Below are 15,184 nucleotides of genomic sequence, written 5' to 3' on the forward strand. Positions count from 1 at the left end.
ATCACAGACCCTTCGAGGCCACGGTGCCCCAGCGCCGACGACGCGGCGTGCCGGTATTGGCCGTGGCGATCCGGGTTTCCAGATCGGCGATGGCGTTCGCCAATTCCGCGTCCGAGCCGTAGTTGATCGATTTGCCGTCATAACTGACCGAGCGGACGCCCGCGTAGCGCGCCTCCTGCAGCGCGGCCAGCAGGGCGCGCATCCGTTCCAGATCCATCTCAGTCCCTCATGAAGTTCGGCGTGTAGGCCCGGCGTTTGCGCCGTGGCGTGGTCGGTGTTCCCGCCTTGGGCGGGGTGGGCGTGGTCGGTTCTGCGGCCACACCTTCGACAGCAGCCGGGGAGACTGGCGGTCGGGTTTCCACCCCGGCCTGCGCTTCCAGCCGCCGCCAGGTCGCCTCGTCCCAGCGATCCGCGCCCATGATCCACGCCGCCGCCCTTGCATAGACGCGGGTGTCGAGCGCCTCGTTCCTCTCGCGCATCTTTTGCCATTCGGGGTGGGCATAGCCGCGCTTGTTGCGCACCGTGACCAGCTGTTCGGCCACCAGCTGTTTCAGCCATTCTGTGTCGATCCAGTCGGGCAGGTGCACCGTGCCGGGGGCGTCCAGCGCGCCCAGCGCTCTGTCTTCATCAGAGGGGCGCTCCAGCCGCAGAAAGCGATAGGTCTCGGTCTTGAACGTCGCCGTGGCCACCGACCACAGCCGCGCGCCCCGGCGCAGACGTTTGCCGCCGATGGTCGCATCGACAAAGGTCGGGCCCGACACCGGCGTCGCTCGGTTGAAGCCTTCGAGGCCCTTGATCGGCGCGACCTGCTCAAAACCCTGCTTGCGCGCCCAAGCGTAAACCGCAGCGGCCTCATAGCCGGTGTCGATGGCCAGCTTGCCGATCAGCATCACTGCGCCATTGGCGCAGACCCATGTGCGGCCCAAGAGGGCGGTCAGCTTGTCCCAGCACGTCGGATCGTCCGGACCACCCGCAATCACGATGTGATCGACCAGCCAGGACTCGAGGTCCCGGCCCCAGGCCCAGACATCGACCTCGATCCGGTCCTTCTGCACATCGACGCCAGCGGTCAGGAACAGACCACCGACGGGGATTTGCACGCCCGCGTAGCTTTCGCGCCGTTCCGCCAGCCGCTGCCACTCCGGCGCATCGCCGCTCTCGACCCATGTCTCGCCCAGCAGGGTGTTGCGCGCGGCGCGCAGCATCTCTTCTGAGCCTTGCGCCGCCAGCCAGTCCCGCGCAATCTGCGCCCAGCTTTTCCATCCCAGCGGCGAATAGAGCGCCGAGATGTGGAAGCCGATGGACTGCGGATCGGCCGAGACTGCGGTCGCGCGCCACTCGCCCCGCTCCAGCATCTGCGTCTTGTGATGCTCGGCGATGGGGGTCTCGCAGGCTTCGCAGTGGTAAGCTGCCGTGTCCGGCTGTCCCTTGTCCCAGCGCAGGCGCTCGAACTGCAGCCATTGCATGTGGCCGCAATGCGGGCAGGGCACGAAGTACCGCCGCTGATCGCTGGCCTCGTATTCCCGCTCGATCCGGCTGATGCCCCGAATGGTCGGGGTCGAGACCATGAACACCTTGCGCCGGTGCGAAAAGGTAGTGGTGCGCGCCTCTGCCAGCGTGACCGGATCGCCTTCCTCATCGGCGGAGGCCGGATAGGCGTCGACCTCGTCGAGAAAGATGTAGCGGGCAGGCATCGAGCGCAGGCCGGTGGCCGAGTTCGCGCCCGTCAGCACCAGAATGCCGCCGGGGAACTCTTTTGAGAGCATCGAATTGCCCGCATCGCGTGACCGGGCCGGGTTGACCCGCTCGCGCAGCGTCGGGCTTTCCGCGATCAGCGGATCAATCCGTCCACGCGACGTGCGCTTGGCCATCTCCACCGTCGGCAGCACTGCCAGCATCGGCCCCGGCGCGTGATGGATCACAAAGCCGATCCAGTTGTTGCCTGCCTCGGTCGCGCCGACCTGTGCGGCTTTCATGAACGAGACGCGCTGTGCCGGGTGGCGCGGCGACAGCGCATCCATGATCTCGCGCAGATAGGGCGCGCGAGCGGTGCGATATCGCCCCGGTTCAGCCGCAGCGCGCGACGACAGCCAGCGATGCGCATCCGCCCATTCCGACACCGTCAGGTCCGGATCGGGCCGCATCCCGTTCCGCCAGACGCGCAGGATGTCCTCGGCCCCGTCAAACCCGAGGTCGAGATCGACGGTCAGGTCGTCGCCGGTCAGATCATCATTGTCATCATCCAAGCGAGACCCTGAGATCAGCGAGGGCGTCGAGTTGCGCTCTGACATGGGTTTCCAGCACCCTCTGCAGGATCGCGGCCTCGATGATCACCGGTGTGCCGGATTGCTGTTCCACCTCTGCTGCCACTTCGGCCGCCATCAGCGCCGCCACTCTGCTGGGCCAGGTCACCCAGGTATCGCGCTCCTGGCGCGCAAGGCGAAACACCAGCGTCTCGGCGCGCGCCCGGTCGACCAGCGTGCCCTTCCGTTTCTGGATCGCCAGCTGGCGTTCCTGCGCCTGATAGACCGTCAGTGCGGTGCGGGCCTTCAGATAGGACGAGCTGTCGGCCGGGCCGGAGAAACCACTGTCGCCACCCGTGCTGCGCCGCTGCTGGTCCGGATCGGTCATCTCGGCGCGGCGCACATCGGAGGCGGCCGCGTTGATCGACCCGTCTTTGTAAACCACCAGCCGCCCGGCCTTGCGTGCCTTCTGGATCGCCCCGCGCGACAGGCCGGAATGGGCGGAGTACTCGCGCTCGGACATACCTTCCATGGCGATTGACGGAGCCTCAAGATATTGGAATTAAACGGAAATGGTCGTTTTATTCAGTTGATTACACTTGCCGCTAGAGCGAGTCTGGGTCCAAGGAAACGATGCAACTCACCCCCGGAGACGACGCCATGACCGCAAAGACCGCCCCCGCCAAAGCCCCCAGCGACGCCCTGCTGCTGGAGATCGCGACACGGCATTTTCACACGATCGAGACGCTGGAGACCCGCAACAGTGATCGCCTCGACTTCCACGATGTCGCGGTCTGGGCGATCCGCGCCGCGCTGGAAGAGGCCTTCGAGGCCGGACGCCGCACGGGTGAAGCCACCACATCGACAAGCCAATCCTGAAAGGACATGACCATGACTGCCACGACCACGATCCGCATTGACCATGCCGCCCTGCCGGATCCGCTGAACCTCAAGGGACCTGACGCTGCCGCCCGGATGATCGAGGCTGCGCTGCGCGACGAGGGCATCAAGGCCGAGGCCTCGGATGTGATCTCGCATCTGAAGATCGAGCTGCCCACCACCCAGCTTGCCGCCGCCAGCGTCCTGCTGGCGAGCCTTCAGCTGATCTGAGGGGGCACGACGATGCCCCCGTCCTTCAACTGCCTGCCCGAGGGCGAGACTCTTGTCGAGCTTGCCCGCCGCGAGTGTGCCATCGGCTTCGATCTGCGGTTCTGCCGCAGCGTGGCCACCAGCCCCGACGACCGTGACACCGAGACCTGCGACGCGACCGAGGCGGAATTCGCCACGCTTTATGCCCTGACCGATCTGGGCGAGGCCATCGCGATCCACGATGCCAACCTGACCAGCGCCGGGGCCGACGAGGTCGCCACCATCGCCCGCGCGCTGTTTGTCGCCATCATCAATGCGCGGCGCGACTCGCCCGATGCCGCCCAGCGCCATGAGGCGGAACAGGCGGCACTGATCGATCCGGATCACATTGCATGATTACAAAGCCATGAAATTGCTCGGAATTGCCTACGATAATCGGCGCAGCAGAGCGATGGTGATTGTACCAAAACGATGCAACTCAGCCAAAGGAACCCCGCCATGACCCGCCTCAACCCGATCACCACACCCCGCCACCAGCTGCGCGCCGAGAAGGCCGCGCGCAACCGGGGTGAGACCGGTTCCGCCACCGGTTCAAGGAACCGGTCGAACGCACTCTCCGCATTCATCGCAAAGAAAGCCGAGATCGACACCATGCTCGCCCGCTTGGCAAGTCTCAGCGACGACCATTTCGAGACCCACCCCGACGAGGTCAACTGGGGGCATGTCGGCACGCTGGAGCACTACGCGAGCCTGCTGAAGCGCATCACCGACGGCGCCTTTGGCGAGGGTGAGTTCGCCGAGTGATCCCCGGCTTTGCGCCTCGCCCGGCCCGCCACCATGGCGGGCTTGGTCTGGTAGGAGAACGCGCATTCCGCGCTGCCCGACACTATCGGAGACATCCCATGCCCAAACTCACCGACACGCAGACCATCATCCTCAGCCGCGCGGCGACCCGCCCCGGCAATCTGGCCATGCCGCTGCCCGAGGGGCTGCATGGCGCGGCCGCCAAGATGGCCGTCACCCGCATGATCACCAATGGCTGGATCGAGGAGGTTGATGCCGACCCTCGCCGCGGCGAGCCGCTCTGGCGCGAGACGGGCGACGGACATGGCACCACGCTGATCGCCACCGAGGCCGGGCTGGAGGCCATCGGGATCGAGCCGGTGGTGGTCAGCGCTGTCGCCAGCGCGCGGAAGGGAAAGCCCAAGCCCGATGTCGCACCGACGCCCGAAGCTGCGGACACCGCAAAACCCGTCGCCATCCGCTCGGGCACGAAGCAGGCGCAGATCATCGCGCTCATTCAGCGGCCCGAGGGCGCATCCATCGCCGAGATTGTCGAGGCGACCTCGTGGCAGCCGCATAGTGCACGTGGCCTGATCTCGGGCGGGCTGAAGAAGAAGCTGGGGCTACAGATCACATCCGTAAAAGAGCAAGGACGCGGGTCGGTGTATCGGATCGGATGACGTCGAAAAGAGCCCGAATCGGTCATTCAGCTACACGCCCAGCCAAGCCAGTCCGGAAAAGGCCGCCACACCCACGGCCATGGTCAGGATGACGTGGTTCGTCACAACAGCGGCGCCAAGCGCCACCCCGGCCGCAATCCAGGTTGGCAATGATTGTCCGGCGAGTGAGGAAGCGACCAGACTGACCACGATCAGCCCCGGCAGTTCATCCAGCATCCAGGCATGTCGTGATGCCCGGATACGCCCGCCCGCAACCAGCCCCGACACGCGGATCGCGAAAGCCGCGACGGCCAATAGCCCGATCACTGCCCAATACGTTCCGCTCATCCAATGGCCGCCTTCCTGCGGCGCAGTAATGCGCAGGTTGCCAGCCCGAAGAGCGCGCCCACGATGATGCCATAGGCTTTGGGCATACCCAAAGAAACGACGGACATTGTGGCTCCTGACGCAATGATCCATGGGAGCAGCTGTGATTGCCCTCGCCACAGCCCCCTTGCCATGGCGATGAAGGCCGCGGTGAAGGCGAAGCCGAGGCCAAAGCGTTCAAGATCAGGGAGCACTGCCCCGATCAGGGCACCCGCTGTGGTCGACGCTGTCCAGACTAAGATCATCACGAAGCCTGACCCCATCAGAAACGCCGCTCCCACGTCCGGCGACTTCGCGCGTTCTGCCATAGTCAGCGCCCAGTTTTCGTCTCCTGTGATGTGGATGGCGAGCAACTTCGCACGCAGCGACAGTCCGCCCAGCACATCTGACAATGAAGCTATAATGCCAATGTAGCGCAGATTGAGAGCAGCTCCCGCCAGCACTGCCCCCACCACTGTCCCGGTTGTGGCAAACTGCTCTACCGCGACAATCTGCGATGAACCTGCATGGACAGACGCGCTCATCAGGCCGACACCCCACCACGGAAAACCCACCTGCGCGGCCAGCAACCCGAAAGCGAAGCCATAGACGGCTGCACCAAGGGCGAGAGGAAGAATTGCAAATGCACCACGTCTCATGGCTCGCAACATAAATATGTTTTGTGATGTATGATATGCGGCTTTACGCAGTTTTGTGATCGGCTAAGATCAGATCACGCTTGGAAGCTGCGGGACGAAATCATGGACGCGACAGACCGGAAGCTGCTCGATCAGATGCAGCGGAATGCCAAGACGTCAATTCAAGCGCTTGCTGAGACGACCGGTATCTCGACCGCCTCCGTGCAGCGGCGGATGCGCCTGCTACGGGACGCGGGGGTTATCCAGCGTGAAGTGGCAATTCTGGACCCCAAGCCCTTGGGACTGGGCATCACCGCCATCGTGGCGGTCGAGCTTGAGCGGGATCGCCTTGATCAGATCGACGCCTTCAAACGCAAGGCGCGCGAGGACCGGCAGGTGACCCACTTCTATTGCATTGCCGGGGATGCCGATTTCATTCTTGTCGTGATGGCACAGAATATTGGGGCCTACGAGGCGTTCACGCATCGGTTCTTCTTCGCCGACAAGAACGTCCGAAAGTTCCGAACTTCTATCGTGGTTTCGACGGAAAAGGCTACGTCGGAGCTGCCGATTTAGGGAAGATTGCAGCGTTGAACCGGCGTATGCCTTGTTCTGACATCCCGCATAGCTGCCAAAGGCTACCGCTCGCCGACTGCCTCGAACAGCCTGCGCAGCGCGTAGCTGCGAAGAAGCGAGATCACCACGAAAACCCCGCCCAGCGTCATGTTTTCGCCGAGGCTCGCATGCAGGCCGAACCACGGGAAAACCGCGATCTGCGCGGCGACGGCAAGCCCATAGCCCACGGCGACATTGGTGATGGCCTCCATCAGCGACATGCGGCGCGACTGTGTCATGCCGGTTTCCTTGCCCGGCGCGCGGGCTTCGCGGCCTCGTCGCGTTCGTCGATCCGGCTGGCCGTCCGCCCCGTCGCCATCTCCCACCGCCGCACGGCGACGTCGCAATAGATCGGGTCCAGCTCCATCGCGAAGCAGCGCCGCCCGACGCGTTCGGCGGCAACGATCTGGGTGCCGGAGCCGCAGAACGGCTCATAGATCAGATCGCCCGGATCCGAGAATGTGGTCAGCACCGCCTCGACCAACGCCACCGGGAACACCGCCGGGTGCGATCCGGCCGCGCCCAACCCGCCCTTGTGGCGCATGACCCGGAAGACACTGTCCGGGATGCGGTGGCTCTGGATCGCGTTGCCGGTGCCGTTCTTGGCGTGGACGCTGCCGTCGGCGCCGCGCAGCCCACCGCCGCCGAGGACCTCGCCCGCGTGTTTGGACGGGACGGTCTTGTGCGGCTTGCGGGGTGCGCGATTGAAGTGGAAAATGAACTCGTGCGACGGGGCCAGGCGTCCCTGCCAGTCGCCCGGCAGGCCCGGCCCCTGATCCCAGACATACCAGCCAAACCGTCGCCAGCCAGAGGCGCGCATCCATTCGACCCATCCTTCCCAATAGGGCTGCCACTCACTGTCGCGGTGCACGAGGCCGAGGTTGACCAGCAACTGCGCGTCCGCTGTGACCGGGGCCGTGGCGAACACGCCCTGCATCAGCGCATCCCAATCGCCGACCTTTTCCTTGGCCGCGCCATAGTCGCGCTGCTGGGCGTAGGGCGGCGAGGTGAACATCAGCGTGGCCGCCTCATTCTGCATCAGCCTGGCGACAGCGGCCGGGTCGGTCGCGTCGCCGCAGCACAGCCGGTGCTTGCCGAGCGCCCAGATGTCGCCCGGCTTGGTGATGGGTTCGGCGGGCGGGGCGGGGATGGCATCGGTCGCATCGTCGTCGATCACCGTCTTGTCGTCGTCGCCCGCGTGCAGCAGGGCGTCCAGCTCGTCCTCCGGAATCCCGATCAGCCCGAGGTCGAACTCCGCCGCCAGCAGCTCCTGCAATTCCTGCAGTAGCAGCGCCTCGTCCCAGCCGCCCAGCTCGGTCAATTTGTTGTCGGCGATGCGATAGGCCCGGCGCTGTGCCTCGGTCAGATGGCCCAACACAATCACCGGGGCCTCGGACAGGCCGAGGTGGGCCGCCGCCAGGATGCGGCCATGGCCCGCGATCAATTCGCCGTCGGCGGCCACAAGGACTGGTACGGTCCAGCCGAACTCGGCCATGCTGGCAGCGATCCGCGCCACCTGATCGGCGTCATGGGTCTTGGCGTTGCGGGCATAGGGCTTCAGGCGGTCCAGCGGCCAGAACTCGATCTGGCTGGGACGCAAATGCATGCTCATGCAGTCAACCGTTTGGCCTTGAGGCTGGCGAAGCTCTCGCCGGTGTCCGCCAGCACCGCTTCCGCGCCGGTGAAGGACTGCCAGCGCTCGATGGCGACATCGACATAGGCCGGGTCGAGCTCGACCCCGTAGCAGATCCGTTCGGTGGTTTCCGCCGCGATCAGCGTGGTGCCGGATCCCATGAAGGGTTCAAACACCGCCTGGCCGGGGCTGGAATTGTTCAGGATCGGGCGGCGCATGCATTCCACCGGCTTCTGGGTGCCGTGCACGGTCTCGGCGTCCTGATCCTTGCTGGAAATGTTCCAGAGCGTCGTCTGCTTGCGGTCACCGGCCCAATGTCCCTTGCCGGTCTTCTTGACGGCATACCAGCAGGGTTCATGCTGCCAGTGGTAATCGCCGCGGCTGAGCACCAGCCGATCCTTGGCCCAGATGATCTGCGAGCGGATGGCAAAACCCGAGACGATCAGCGACTCCGCCACCTCGGCGGCATGCAGCGCACCGTGCCAGACATAGGCTACGTCGCCGGGGAACAGGGCCCAAACCTCGCGCCAATCCGCTCGGTCGTCGTTCAGCACCTTGCCGGTTCGTTTGGTTTTGGCCGCGCCCGCTTGGTTGCGCCAGCTTGGGTCATAGTCCACGCCGTAGGGCGGGTCCGTCACCATCAGCAGGGGGCGAACATCGCCGAGCAGCCGCCCGACCACATCGGCGGACGTGCTGTCGCCGCATATCAGCCGATGCGATCCAAGCTGCCAGAGGTCGCCCGCCACCGACACCGGCGTGACCGGCGGCTCGGGAATGTCATCCTCGCCCTCGCCAGCGCCGCCTTCGACCTGATCCGGATCGCGCAACAGCGCATCCAGATCCGCGTCGGTGATGCCCAGCAGCGACAGATCGAAATCCTCGGCCAGCAGCCCCGCGATCTCGTCGCGCAGCAGCGCCTCGTCCCACTCGCCCAACTCGGTCAATTTATTGTCGGCGATCCGGTAGGCCCGGCGCTCGGCTTCGTCGAGATGGCCGAGCCGGATCACCGGCACGTCGGTCAACCCCAACATGGTCGCCGCCAACACCCGGCCATGCCCCGCGATCAGTTCGCCATCGTCGGCCACCAGGCAGGGCACGGTCCAACCGAACTTGGCCATGCTGGCGGCGATCTTGGCAACCTGGTCCGTGCCGTGGACCTTGGCATTGCGCGCATAGGGGCGCAGCCGGTCGAGAGGCCACGTCTCGATCTGGCTCGGCGCGAAGACCAGGTCCATGGGGTGGCTTCCTTGTGTGGAAGGGCGGGCACGCCGATGCACGCTGGGCGATGCCAGCGGCAGGATCGGGATCCGCGATGTCGGGAAACGAAAATCGCCCGCGAGGGGGCGTGTCCTCCGGGCGCAAATTTTCGATGATCAAGGGGTAGGTCAAGGGGGGCAGCTTTGTCAAACAAAAAATGCATCTGGATTCAATGGCTTCCCGGCAGGTGGCTTCCGCTGGCTGGCTTCCGGCGTGGTGGCTTCCGACAACTGGATTCCCTGGCTTCCGCAAAAGAATCCAGCACGCCAAGGTCGTGATTCCGCAACCCTTTGATAATGAGTCTCTTTTCCCAAGATTGGCCGGCAGGTGGATTCCACCTGGATTCCCCGGTGAAAATGCCTGTCGCTAGCGAAATGCTGCGCTGCGCCCCCCCGTATACGTTTGGCGCCGGGGAGGAACCATTGGGAGGGGGCTCAAGCAAAGGTTTGCAACTTCATGCGTAACGGCTGGTTTTCAACGAATGCGCATTCGCTCGGGATCGAATTCCAGCGTGATCGTCCTCCATTCCTCGTATTCATCAGGCCGCAATTCAAAGCCGCCTGCACCGCAACGAATGATCGCTCTTCTCGCAGCTTCAAAAGCTTGCTTCGCCGCCGCTTCATTCGTGCTGTTATGGGACACCATCGTGATGCTTTCAGGCTCAGGCATGCCATTTTCCGCCAGATTGACAGAAACTTTAATACTTACCTGGAGCGCTTCAGCGGACAGCGATCCAACATTCCAACAGCTTTGAATTTTGGTTGCAAGCGCAGCTTTTCCCGCTGCGGGTAAGCGGACATCGGCAGCTCCATCAGAATTTTGCGGCAAGTCGGCGTCAGCTGTGGCAGCTGGTGCGGCGCTTGTTAAATCAGAGTTGTCCGAATTAGGTCCTGCTGCCGTTTCAACTTCCAGGTTATCAAATGCACCCTGAAGTTTGAGGTTGAGGGCTGCTCCTGCGAGTGCGCTGAACGCGGTGACCTGCACTGCATCAGGGTCAGAACTGCCAGGTCCCCAGGGGCGTTGAACCGAACGCAAGACATTGTCTTCGCAATAGACGTCGGCGTGAATTTGTTCTCCATTCAACATGATGCGAAATCGACCTACCGGCCCTCGATCGTCCTCAAGGGTCCAGACTTTGGAAAATGGCATGATATTTGACAGGACTGCGCCAAGATTGACGGCGGATTGTAGCGTTCCTCTGCAATATTGAGCTGTCTCAAATTCCTCGCCGGACTCGCCACGTTTTAGCGTTTCACCCAGCAGGCCGGGCGCAGCTTCCAGCAGCTTTTCGGCTTCGGCCATGCCTTGCTTCGCCATTCCGGTCGCAATGTCCGCATAGATATTCTGTGCTTGTGCAGTCGATACAGTCACTGAAGCGGCACAAGCTAAGGCTAAAAATATCGTGCCATTCATATGGCTTTGTCTCCTGATAAAAGTTTTCTGAACTCACTTTCTCCCATGATCCGGATAGGGTGGCCAGCATCGCGCTTGTCTTCCGCTTTGCGGTGCTTGCTGCTTTTCGTGTGGCCCGCCAAGACGCTGAGGTCTTGGTCTCCCACGACCAAGTGCGTGGTCTGATTGGTCACGCTCGTTTTGACGTTCATGCCCGCGTTGGCGGCAAGATCGGAAGCGGTCTCGCGTGACATGTCAAGATTGCCGGTAAACACCACTGTGCAACCAGCCAGCACGCCGGTTGCATTGCCGGTTCGGGTCTGCTTCGCTGAAAAGCTGGGTTTGGAGGCCGGAATGATCAGCTGTTCGAATGGCATTGACAGATGGGCTTCGGCATGCAGCACGACCATGGCTGCTGCTCGGGCATCCTCGCCAGCGTCATGATGGCGGAACTGCAGGTTCAGGGTGCGCTTGAGGTTGGCAAGTCCGTGCCCGCCGTTGCCCCTCAACTCTGGCCACGCACGCCGGGCAATTATCACGCTGTCGCTCCAGCGAAGGTCCGGAGTGGGGAGACCGCAAAAACCACAGGCTGCATTCATCGCCTGCTTGTCGAAATTACTGTGCTGGACAAGGTGGTGCGTTGCAAGCAGCGGCAACAGCGCGCTCAAGGCATCGGGAAAGCGGGGCGCATCGGCAACATGATCGGGTCCAATGCCGTGAAGCTGCATGTTGAACGCGTCAAACCTGGTGCCGGGATTGACCAGCATTGAGAACGTCTGGATCTGGTTGTCAGGCTGAACGCAGGCCAGCCCGATCTGGCAGATGCTGCTCGCATCGCTGCAGGCGGTTTCTACATCCAGCGCGATAAAGCGGAAATCGCCTTCGGGGATCATGGGGCGCATCGCTTTGCGGCCTCAAGCGTGCTGGCGTAGATCAGGCAGGTTTCGATGTCATCGAGGCGCGATGCCATATCCTTGGCAATCTTCAGGTTCTTGTTGAAATCTTCGACCAACGCGTTGTGCTTCCGAAGGAGGTTATCGTGCGCCTCGACACATTCGGTGACGTTGGATTTGCAGGTGAAGCCCTCGTAGTTGCACTGATACTTATTGAAGCAGGCGGCATCGCGGTCGACGCACATCCCGCTGCTGGAACAGACCTTGTCGCCATAGTCGAGGCAGGCGGGTTGGGTGCCGATCCGGCATGAAAAGCTCTGGCCGAATGCGGGTGCGGCGAGGGTCAAGGCCATCATCAGGATTGGCAAACGCATCTGACTAGCTCCGTTGATTTGCTGGATTGATCTCCGAAAGGATCGCCTCCGCCTGCGCTAGAACGCCCCGCACGGCAGCTTCTTCCAGATCTGGCGGATAGCCGTACTTCCGCAAGATCCGCTTGACGAGAACCCGCAGTCGCGCGCGAGCGCTGTCGCGATGCGCCCAGTCGATGCTCACATTGGCCTTGAGACCCTTCAGCAATTCATGCGCGATGATCTTCAGCTGGTCATTGCCTAGGACATCGACGGCGCTCTGATTGTCTGCCAACGCGTCGTAGAAGGCGATTTCCTCGGGCGTCAGCCCGGTCTCTTCGCCACGGTTCCTGGCCTCGCGGACCTCCTTGGCCAGTGCGATCAGTTCCTGCAGCACCTCGACCGTGCTGATGGCGTTGGTGTGATAGCGCGAAATCGCCTCTTCCAGCCGTTCCGAGAACTTCCGTGTCTCAATCACGTTCGACTTGCTGCGCGATCTGATCTCATCGTTCAGCAGCTTCTTCAGCGCCTCCAAGGCGAGGTTCTTTTTTTCCATCTGCCCAACCTCGGCCAGGAACTCATCCGACAGGATTGAAATATCCGGCGACGATAGTCCGGCCGCCGACAGGATATCGACGATTTCGGTTGAACCGACTGCGCCATTCACGATCTGGCGTATCGCAAGGTCGCGGTCAGCAGCCGACCGGCCCGATGTGTCAGCCGCCTTGACCATCGCGGTGCGCACGGTCTGGAAGAACCCGACCTCATCGCGCACATCGCGGGCGGTGTCGCTGGCAGAACAGAGCGCAAAGGCCTTGGATAAGCCCAACACAGCATCCTGATACCGCCGGTGTGCGGCTTTCTTGGCTTCTTTGTCGGTTTCCCGCTGCGCCGCCTCGTCTTGCTTTGCCAGTATCCAGTCGAGCGCTTCGGCCAGTGTGACAAGGCGTTGCTGTGGGGTGCCAGTCAATCCTTTGGAATAGTCAAAGCCGTGGAACATGGCGCGTACCACGTCCAGCCGTTCCAGCAGCGCCGCGACGGCCTCGGCCTCGTCGATCCCTGCTTGTTCCTGATCCGACTTGGAATACTGGCCCAGCGCGGATTTCAGGTTCTGGGCGACGCCGATGTAATCGACGATCAGCCCGGCGGGTTTGTCGCGGAACACCCGGTTCACCCGCGCGATCGCCTGCATCAACCCGTGCCCGCGCATCGGCTTGTCGATATACATCGTGTGCATTGAGGGCGCGTCAAAGCCGGTCAGCCACATGTCGCGCACGATCACCAGCTTGAGCGGGTCTTTCGGATCCTTCGCGCGCTTTGCCAGCAGATCGCGCCGGGCCTTGCCGCCAACATGCGGCTGCCAGGCTTCAGGGTCCGATGCGGAGCCGGTCATGACGATTTTGATCAGTCCGCTTGCGTCATCATCCGAATGCCAGTCGGGGCGCAGGGCCACGATCTGGTTGTAGAGGTCCACGCAGATGCGGCGGCTCATACAGACGACCATGGCCTTGCCGTCCATGGCCTGCACCCGCGCCTCGAAATGCGCGACCAGATCTTCGGCCACCATGCGCAGGCGTTTTTCAGAGCCGACCAGCGCCTCGACGGTGGACCATTTGCGCTTCAGGCGTTCCTGTTCGCTTTCTGCCTCGTCCTCGGTCAGTTCCTCGATCTCGGCATCGACCTTTGGTTTTTCCGCGTCGGGCAGCTCGATCCGGGCAAGGCGGCTCTCATAGTAGATCGGCACTGTCGCCCCGTCCTCGACGGCGCGGCTGATGTCGTAGATGTCGATGTAATGGCCGAACACGGCCGGGGTGTTCACATCGTCCTTCTCGATGGGTGTGCCGGTGAAGCCGATGAAGGACGCGTTCGGCAGCGCGTCGCGCAAGTGCTTGGCGAAACCATAGGCGATCTCGCCGGTTTTCTCGATCCGTGCCTTGAAGCCATATTGGCTGCGGTGCGCCTCATCCGCGATGACGACCACATTGCGACGGTCGGTCAGCATGGGATAGGCTTCGCCCTTTTCAGGGGCGAACTTCTGGATGGTTGTGAAGATGACCCCACCAGAGGCCCGAGCCAATGCTTGCTGCAAATCCTCGCGGCTGTCAGCCTGCACCGGGGTCTGACGGATCAGGTCGCGGCACATCGCGAATGTCCCGAACAACTGGTCGTCCAGGTCATTGCGATCAGTGACGACAACGATGGTTGGATTTTCCATCGCCGGTTCGCGCACCAGCTGCCCGGCATAGAACGCCATCAGCAGGCTCTTGCCCGAGCCTTGCGTGTGCCAGATCACACCGGCCTTGCGGTCGCCCTGCGCGCGGCTGGCGGCAACGGTGCTGGCCACGGCGCGCTTCACGGCGTGGAACTGGTGATAGCCCGCGATGATCTTGGCGATGCCGCCGGGGGTGTCGCCAAACACCGTGAAATCCTGCATCAGCGACAGAAGGCGCGCGCGGTCAAACACCCCTTCGATCAGCACCGACATTTCCGGCGCGCCCTTGGGGGCAACCTCGGCGCCATCGGTGGTGCGCCAGGGCATGAACCGCTCGATGTCGGCGGTCAGAGAGCCGATGCGTGCCTGTATCCCGTCGGTCGTCACCAGCACCGCATTGGTGCGGAACAGCGACGGGATTTGCGCCTTGTAGGTCTGCAACTGGTTGAAGGCCGCGCCCAAGGTTGCAGTTTCGGCGCCGGGCTTCTTCACCTCGATCACGCCAACCGGCAGGCCGTTCAGGAACACCACCACATCCGGGCGGCGGTTGTGGCCGTTTTCAATCACGGTGAACTGCGCGATGGCCAGCCAGTCGTTCTGCTCGTCGTCCGGGTCGATCAGCCGCACGGCATCGCCACGGATCGTGCCATCCTCGGCTCGGAACTCCACCGGCACGCCCTCGACCATCGCGCGGTGCAGGCGGCGGTTCTCCTCGATCAGTGAGGGGCGGTCGGCCGCCACCACCCGCCGCAGCGCCTCCTCGCGCGCCTCCTCGGGGATGTGGGGGTTCAGCCGGGCGACGGCGTCGCGCAGGCGGCGCGGCAGGATCGTGTCGGAATAGGCGTCCCGCTCGGGCGCGTTGCCATCGGGGCCGGAGACCGTGTCGTTGAGGCAGGCATAGCCCAGCCCCTGCAACTGTTGCAGCAGGACGGCTTCGACTTCGGCTTCCGTCAGCATCCGGTGTCCTTCGGTTTGTCGCTCACTTGTTCCACACAACGCATTTTGTCATTCACTTTGGCCGCGAATATGACACACAAAACGGTTTGATGCGCAT

The 15,184-nt window shown here is 63.1% G+C and carries 18 protein-coding genes; 6 read left to right on the forward strand and 12 right to left on the reverse strand.

Translation table 11 applies throughout. The features are described from left to right. Position 1: 1 nt before the first annotated feature. The 3 genes from ABIE57_RS15950 to ABIE57_RS15960 are packed head-to-tail and all read right to left on the reverse strand — an operon-like array spanning position 2 to position 2,775. Positions 2 to 217, reverse strand: a complete 216-nt coding sequence (locus tag ABIE57_RS15950; RefSeq protein WP_354540017.1) for a phage head-tail joining protein — start codon at positions 215 to 217, stop codon at positions 2 to 4. 1 nt (position 218) lies between these two features. Continuing rightward, the gene (locus ABIE57_RS15955) at positions 219 to 2,291 is read right to left on the reverse strand and encodes a phage terminase large subunit family protein (protein WP_354540018.1); all 2,073 of its coding nucleotides are present in this window, start codon (positions 2,289 to 2,291) and stop codon (positions 219 to 221) included. Beyond that, positions 2,239 to 2,775: a hypothetical protein gene (locus ABIE57_RS15960; RefSeq protein WP_354540019.1), complete on the reverse strand. Its 537-nt coding sequence runs from the start codon at positions 2,773 to 2,775 to the stop codon at positions 2,239 to 2,241. The genes ABIE57_RS15955 and ABIE57_RS15960 overlap by 53 nt, the downstream gene beginning before the upstream one ends. Before the next feature lie 128 nt (positions 2,776 to 2,903). Between ABIE57_RS15960 and ABIE57_RS15965 the strand changes: the two genes are divergently transcribed. From ABIE57_RS15965 to ABIE57_RS15985, 5 genes are all read left to right on the forward strand, one after another. Continuing rightward, positions 2,904 to 3,122 carry a DUF6900 domain-containing protein gene (locus ABIE57_RS15965; RefSeq protein ID WP_354540020.1) on the forward strand — a complete coding sequence of 73 codons (219 nt, stop codon included), beginning with the start codon at positions 2,904 to 2,906 and terminating at the stop codon, positions 3,120 to 3,122. Between the two features lie 12 nt (positions 3,123 to 3,134). Further along, the gene (locus ABIE57_RS15970) at positions 3,135 to 3,353 is read left to right on the forward strand and encodes a hypothetical protein (RefSeq protein ID WP_354540021.1); all 219 of its coding nucleotides are present in this window, start codon (positions 3,135 to 3,137) and stop codon (positions 3,351 to 3,353) included. A 12-nt stretch (positions 3,354 to 3,365) separates the two neighbouring features. Next, positions 3,366 to 3,728, forward strand: coding sequence for a hypothetical protein (locus ABIE57_RS15975; RefSeq protein ID WP_354540022.1), 363 nt, complete (start codon positions 3,366 to 3,368; stop codon positions 3,726 to 3,728). Positions 3,729 to 3,830: 102 nt separating this feature from the next. Next, positions 3,831 to 4,136 (forward strand): hypothetical protein, encoded by a 306-nt coding sequence (locus ABIE57_RS15980; RefSeq protein ID WP_354540023.1) that lies wholly within the window; start codon positions 3,831 to 3,833, stop codon positions 4,134 to 4,136. Positions 4,137 to 4,234: 98 nt separating this feature from the next. Continuing rightward, entirely contained in the window at positions 4,235 to 4,795 is a 561-nt protein-coding gene (locus ABIE57_RS15985; protein ID WP_354540024.1) for a DUF3489 domain-containing protein, read from the forward strand. A 30-nt stretch (positions 4,796 to 4,825) separates the two neighbouring features. Here the strand turns inward: ABIE57_RS15985 and ABIE57_RS15990 are convergent, their stop codons facing one another. Then, positions 4,826 to 5,122 carry an AzlD domain-containing protein gene (locus ABIE57_RS15990; protein WP_354540025.1) on the reverse strand — a complete coding sequence of 99 codons (297 nt, stop codon included), beginning with the start codon at positions 5,120 to 5,122 and terminating at the stop codon, positions 4,826 to 4,828. Then, positions 5,119 to 5,799: an AzlC family ABC transporter permease gene (locus ABIE57_RS15995; RefSeq protein WP_354540026.1), complete on the reverse strand. Its 681-nt coding sequence runs from the start codon at positions 5,797 to 5,799 to the stop codon at positions 5,119 to 5,121. Before ABIE57_RS15995 ends, ABIE57_RS15990 begins: the two co-directional genes overlap by 4 nt. Positions 5,800 to 5,901: 102 nt before the next feature. On the opposite strand from ABIE57_RS15995, the gene ABIE57_RS16000 reads away from it, so the two are divergent. Continuing rightward, positions 5,902 to 6,354, forward strand: coding sequence for an Lrp/AsnC family transcriptional regulator (locus ABIE57_RS16000; protein ID WP_354540027.1), 453 nt, complete (start codon positions 5,902 to 5,904; stop codon positions 6,352 to 6,354). Positions 6,355 to 6,416: 62 nt separating this feature from the next. Here the strand turns inward: ABIE57_RS16000 and ABIE57_RS16005 are convergent, their stop codons facing one another. The 7 genes from ABIE57_RS16005 to ABIE57_RS16035 all read right to left on the reverse strand — a co-directional run bounded on the left by ABIE57_RS16005 (position 6,417) and on the right by ABIE57_RS16035 (position 15,087). Continuing rightward, the gene (locus tag ABIE57_RS16005) at positions 6,417 to 6,632 is read right to left on the reverse strand and encodes a DUF7220 family protein (RefSeq protein WP_354540028.1); all 216 of its coding nucleotides are present in this window, start codon (positions 6,630 to 6,632) and stop codon (positions 6,417 to 6,419) included. Beyond that, on the reverse strand, positions 6,629 to 8,005 hold the full coding sequence (locus ABIE57_RS16010; protein ID WP_354540029.1) for a site-specific DNA-methyltransferase: 1,377 nt from the start codon (positions 8,003 to 8,005) through the stop codon (positions 6,629 to 6,631). The genes ABIE57_RS16005 and ABIE57_RS16010 overlap by 4 nt, the downstream gene beginning before the upstream one ends. Continuing rightward, entirely contained in the window at positions 8,002 to 9,261 is a 1,260-nt protein-coding gene (locus ABIE57_RS16015) for a site-specific DNA-methyltransferase (protein WP_354540030.1), read from the reverse strand. The genes ABIE57_RS16010 and ABIE57_RS16015 overlap by 4 nt, the downstream gene beginning before the upstream one ends. Before the next feature lie 496 nt (positions 9,262 to 9,757). Beyond that, a complete protein-coding gene (gene tolA / locus ABIE57_RS16020) occupies positions 9,758 to 10,696 on the reverse strand; it encodes a cell envelope integrity protein TolA (protein ID WP_354540031.1) in 939 nt (312 codons plus the stop codon). Beyond that, positions 10,693 to 11,568, reverse strand: coding sequence for an exonuclease domain-containing protein (locus tag ABIE57_RS16025; RefSeq protein WP_354540032.1), 876 nt, complete (start codon positions 11,566 to 11,568; stop codon positions 10,693 to 10,695). The genes tolA and ABIE57_RS16025 overlap by 4 nt, the downstream gene beginning before the upstream one ends. Further along, positions 11,565 to 11,942: a hypothetical protein gene (locus tag ABIE57_RS16030; protein ID WP_354540033.1), complete on the reverse strand. Its 378-nt coding sequence runs from the start codon at positions 11,940 to 11,942 to the stop codon at positions 11,565 to 11,567. Before ABIE57_RS16030 ends, ABIE57_RS16025 begins: the two co-directional genes overlap by 4 nt. A gap of 4 nt (positions 11,943 to 11,946) precedes the next feature. Then, on the reverse strand, positions 11,947 to 15,087 hold the full coding sequence (locus ABIE57_RS16035) for a type I restriction endonuclease subunit R (RefSeq protein WP_354540034.1): 3,141 nt from the start codon (positions 15,085 to 15,087) through the stop codon (positions 11,947 to 11,949). Positions 15,088 to 15,184: the final 97 nt, after the last annotated feature.

The sequence above is a fragment of the Roseovarius sp. MBR-6 genome (genome assembly GCF_040547525.1).
GTDB lineage: Bacteria > Pseudomonadota > Alphaproteobacteria > Rhodobacterales > Rhodobacteraceae > Roseovarius.

Coding starts and splice junctions, on each gene's coding strand:
- ABIE57_RS15950 (WP_354540017.1), bottom strand. CDS start 217: ATGGATCTGGAACGGATGCGCGCCCTGCTGGCCGCGCTGCAGGAGGCG.
- ABIE57_RS15955 (WP_354540018.1), bottom strand. CDS start 2,291: ATGTCAGAGCGCAACTCGACGCCCTCGCTGATCTCAGGGTCTCGCTTG.
- ABIE57_RS15960 (WP_354540019.1), bottom strand. CDS start 2,775: ATGGAAGGTATGTCCGAGCGCGAGTACTCCGCCCATTCCGGCCTGTCG.
- ABIE57_RS15965 (WP_354540020.1), top strand. CDS start 2,904: ATGACCGCAAAGACCGCCCCCGCCAAAGCCCCCAGCGACGCCCTGCTG.
- ABIE57_RS15970 (WP_354540021.1), top strand. CDS start 3,135: ATGACTGCCACGACCACGATCCGCATTGACCATGCCGCCCTGCCGGAT.
- ABIE57_RS15975 (WP_354540022.1), top strand. CDS start 3,366: ATGCCCCCGTCCTTCAACTGCCTGCCCGAGGGCGAGACTCTTGTCGAG.
- ABIE57_RS15980 (WP_354540023.1), top strand. CDS start 3,831: ATGACCCGCCTCAACCCGATCACCACACCCCGCCACCAGCTGCGCGCC.
- ABIE57_RS15985 (WP_354540024.1), top strand. CDS start 4,235: ATGCCCAAACTCACCGACACGCAGACCATCATCCTCAGCCGCGCGGCG.
- ABIE57_RS15990 (WP_354540025.1), bottom strand. CDS start 5,122: ATGAGCGGAACGTATTGGGCAGTGATCGGGCTATTGGCCGTCGCGGCT.
- ABIE57_RS15995 (WP_354540026.1), bottom strand. CDS start 5,799: ATGAGACGTGGTGCATTTGCAATTCTTCCTCTCGCCCTTGGTGCAGCC.
- ABIE57_RS16000 (WP_354540027.1), top strand. CDS start 5,902: ATGGACGCGACAGACCGGAAGCTGCTCGATCAGATGCAGCGGAATGCC.
- ABIE57_RS16005 (WP_354540028.1), bottom strand. CDS start 6,632: ATGACACAGTCGCGCCGCATGTCGCTGATGGAGGCCATCACCAATGTC.
- ABIE57_RS16010 (WP_354540029.1), bottom strand. CDS start 8,005: ATGAGCATGCATTTGCGTCCCAGCCAGATCGAGTTCTGGCCGCTGGAC.
- ABIE57_RS16015 (WP_354540030.1), bottom strand. CDS start 9,261: ATGGACCTGGTCTTCGCGCCGAGCCAGATCGAGACGTGGCCTCTCGAC.
- tolA (WP_354540031.1), bottom strand. CDS start 10,696: ATGAATGGCACGATATTTTTAGCCTTAGCTTGTGCCGCTTCAGTGACT.
- ABIE57_RS16025 (WP_354540032.1), bottom strand. CDS start 11,568: ATGATCCCCGAAGGCGATTTCCGCTTTATCGCGCTGGATGTAGAAACC.
- ABIE57_RS16030 (WP_354540033.1), bottom strand. CDS start 11,942: ATGCGTTTGCCAATCCTGATGATGGCCTTGACCCTCGCCGCACCCGCA.
- ABIE57_RS16035 (WP_354540034.1), bottom strand. CDS start 15,087: ATGCTGACGGAAGCCGAAGTCGAAGCCGTCCTGCTGCAACAGTTGCAG.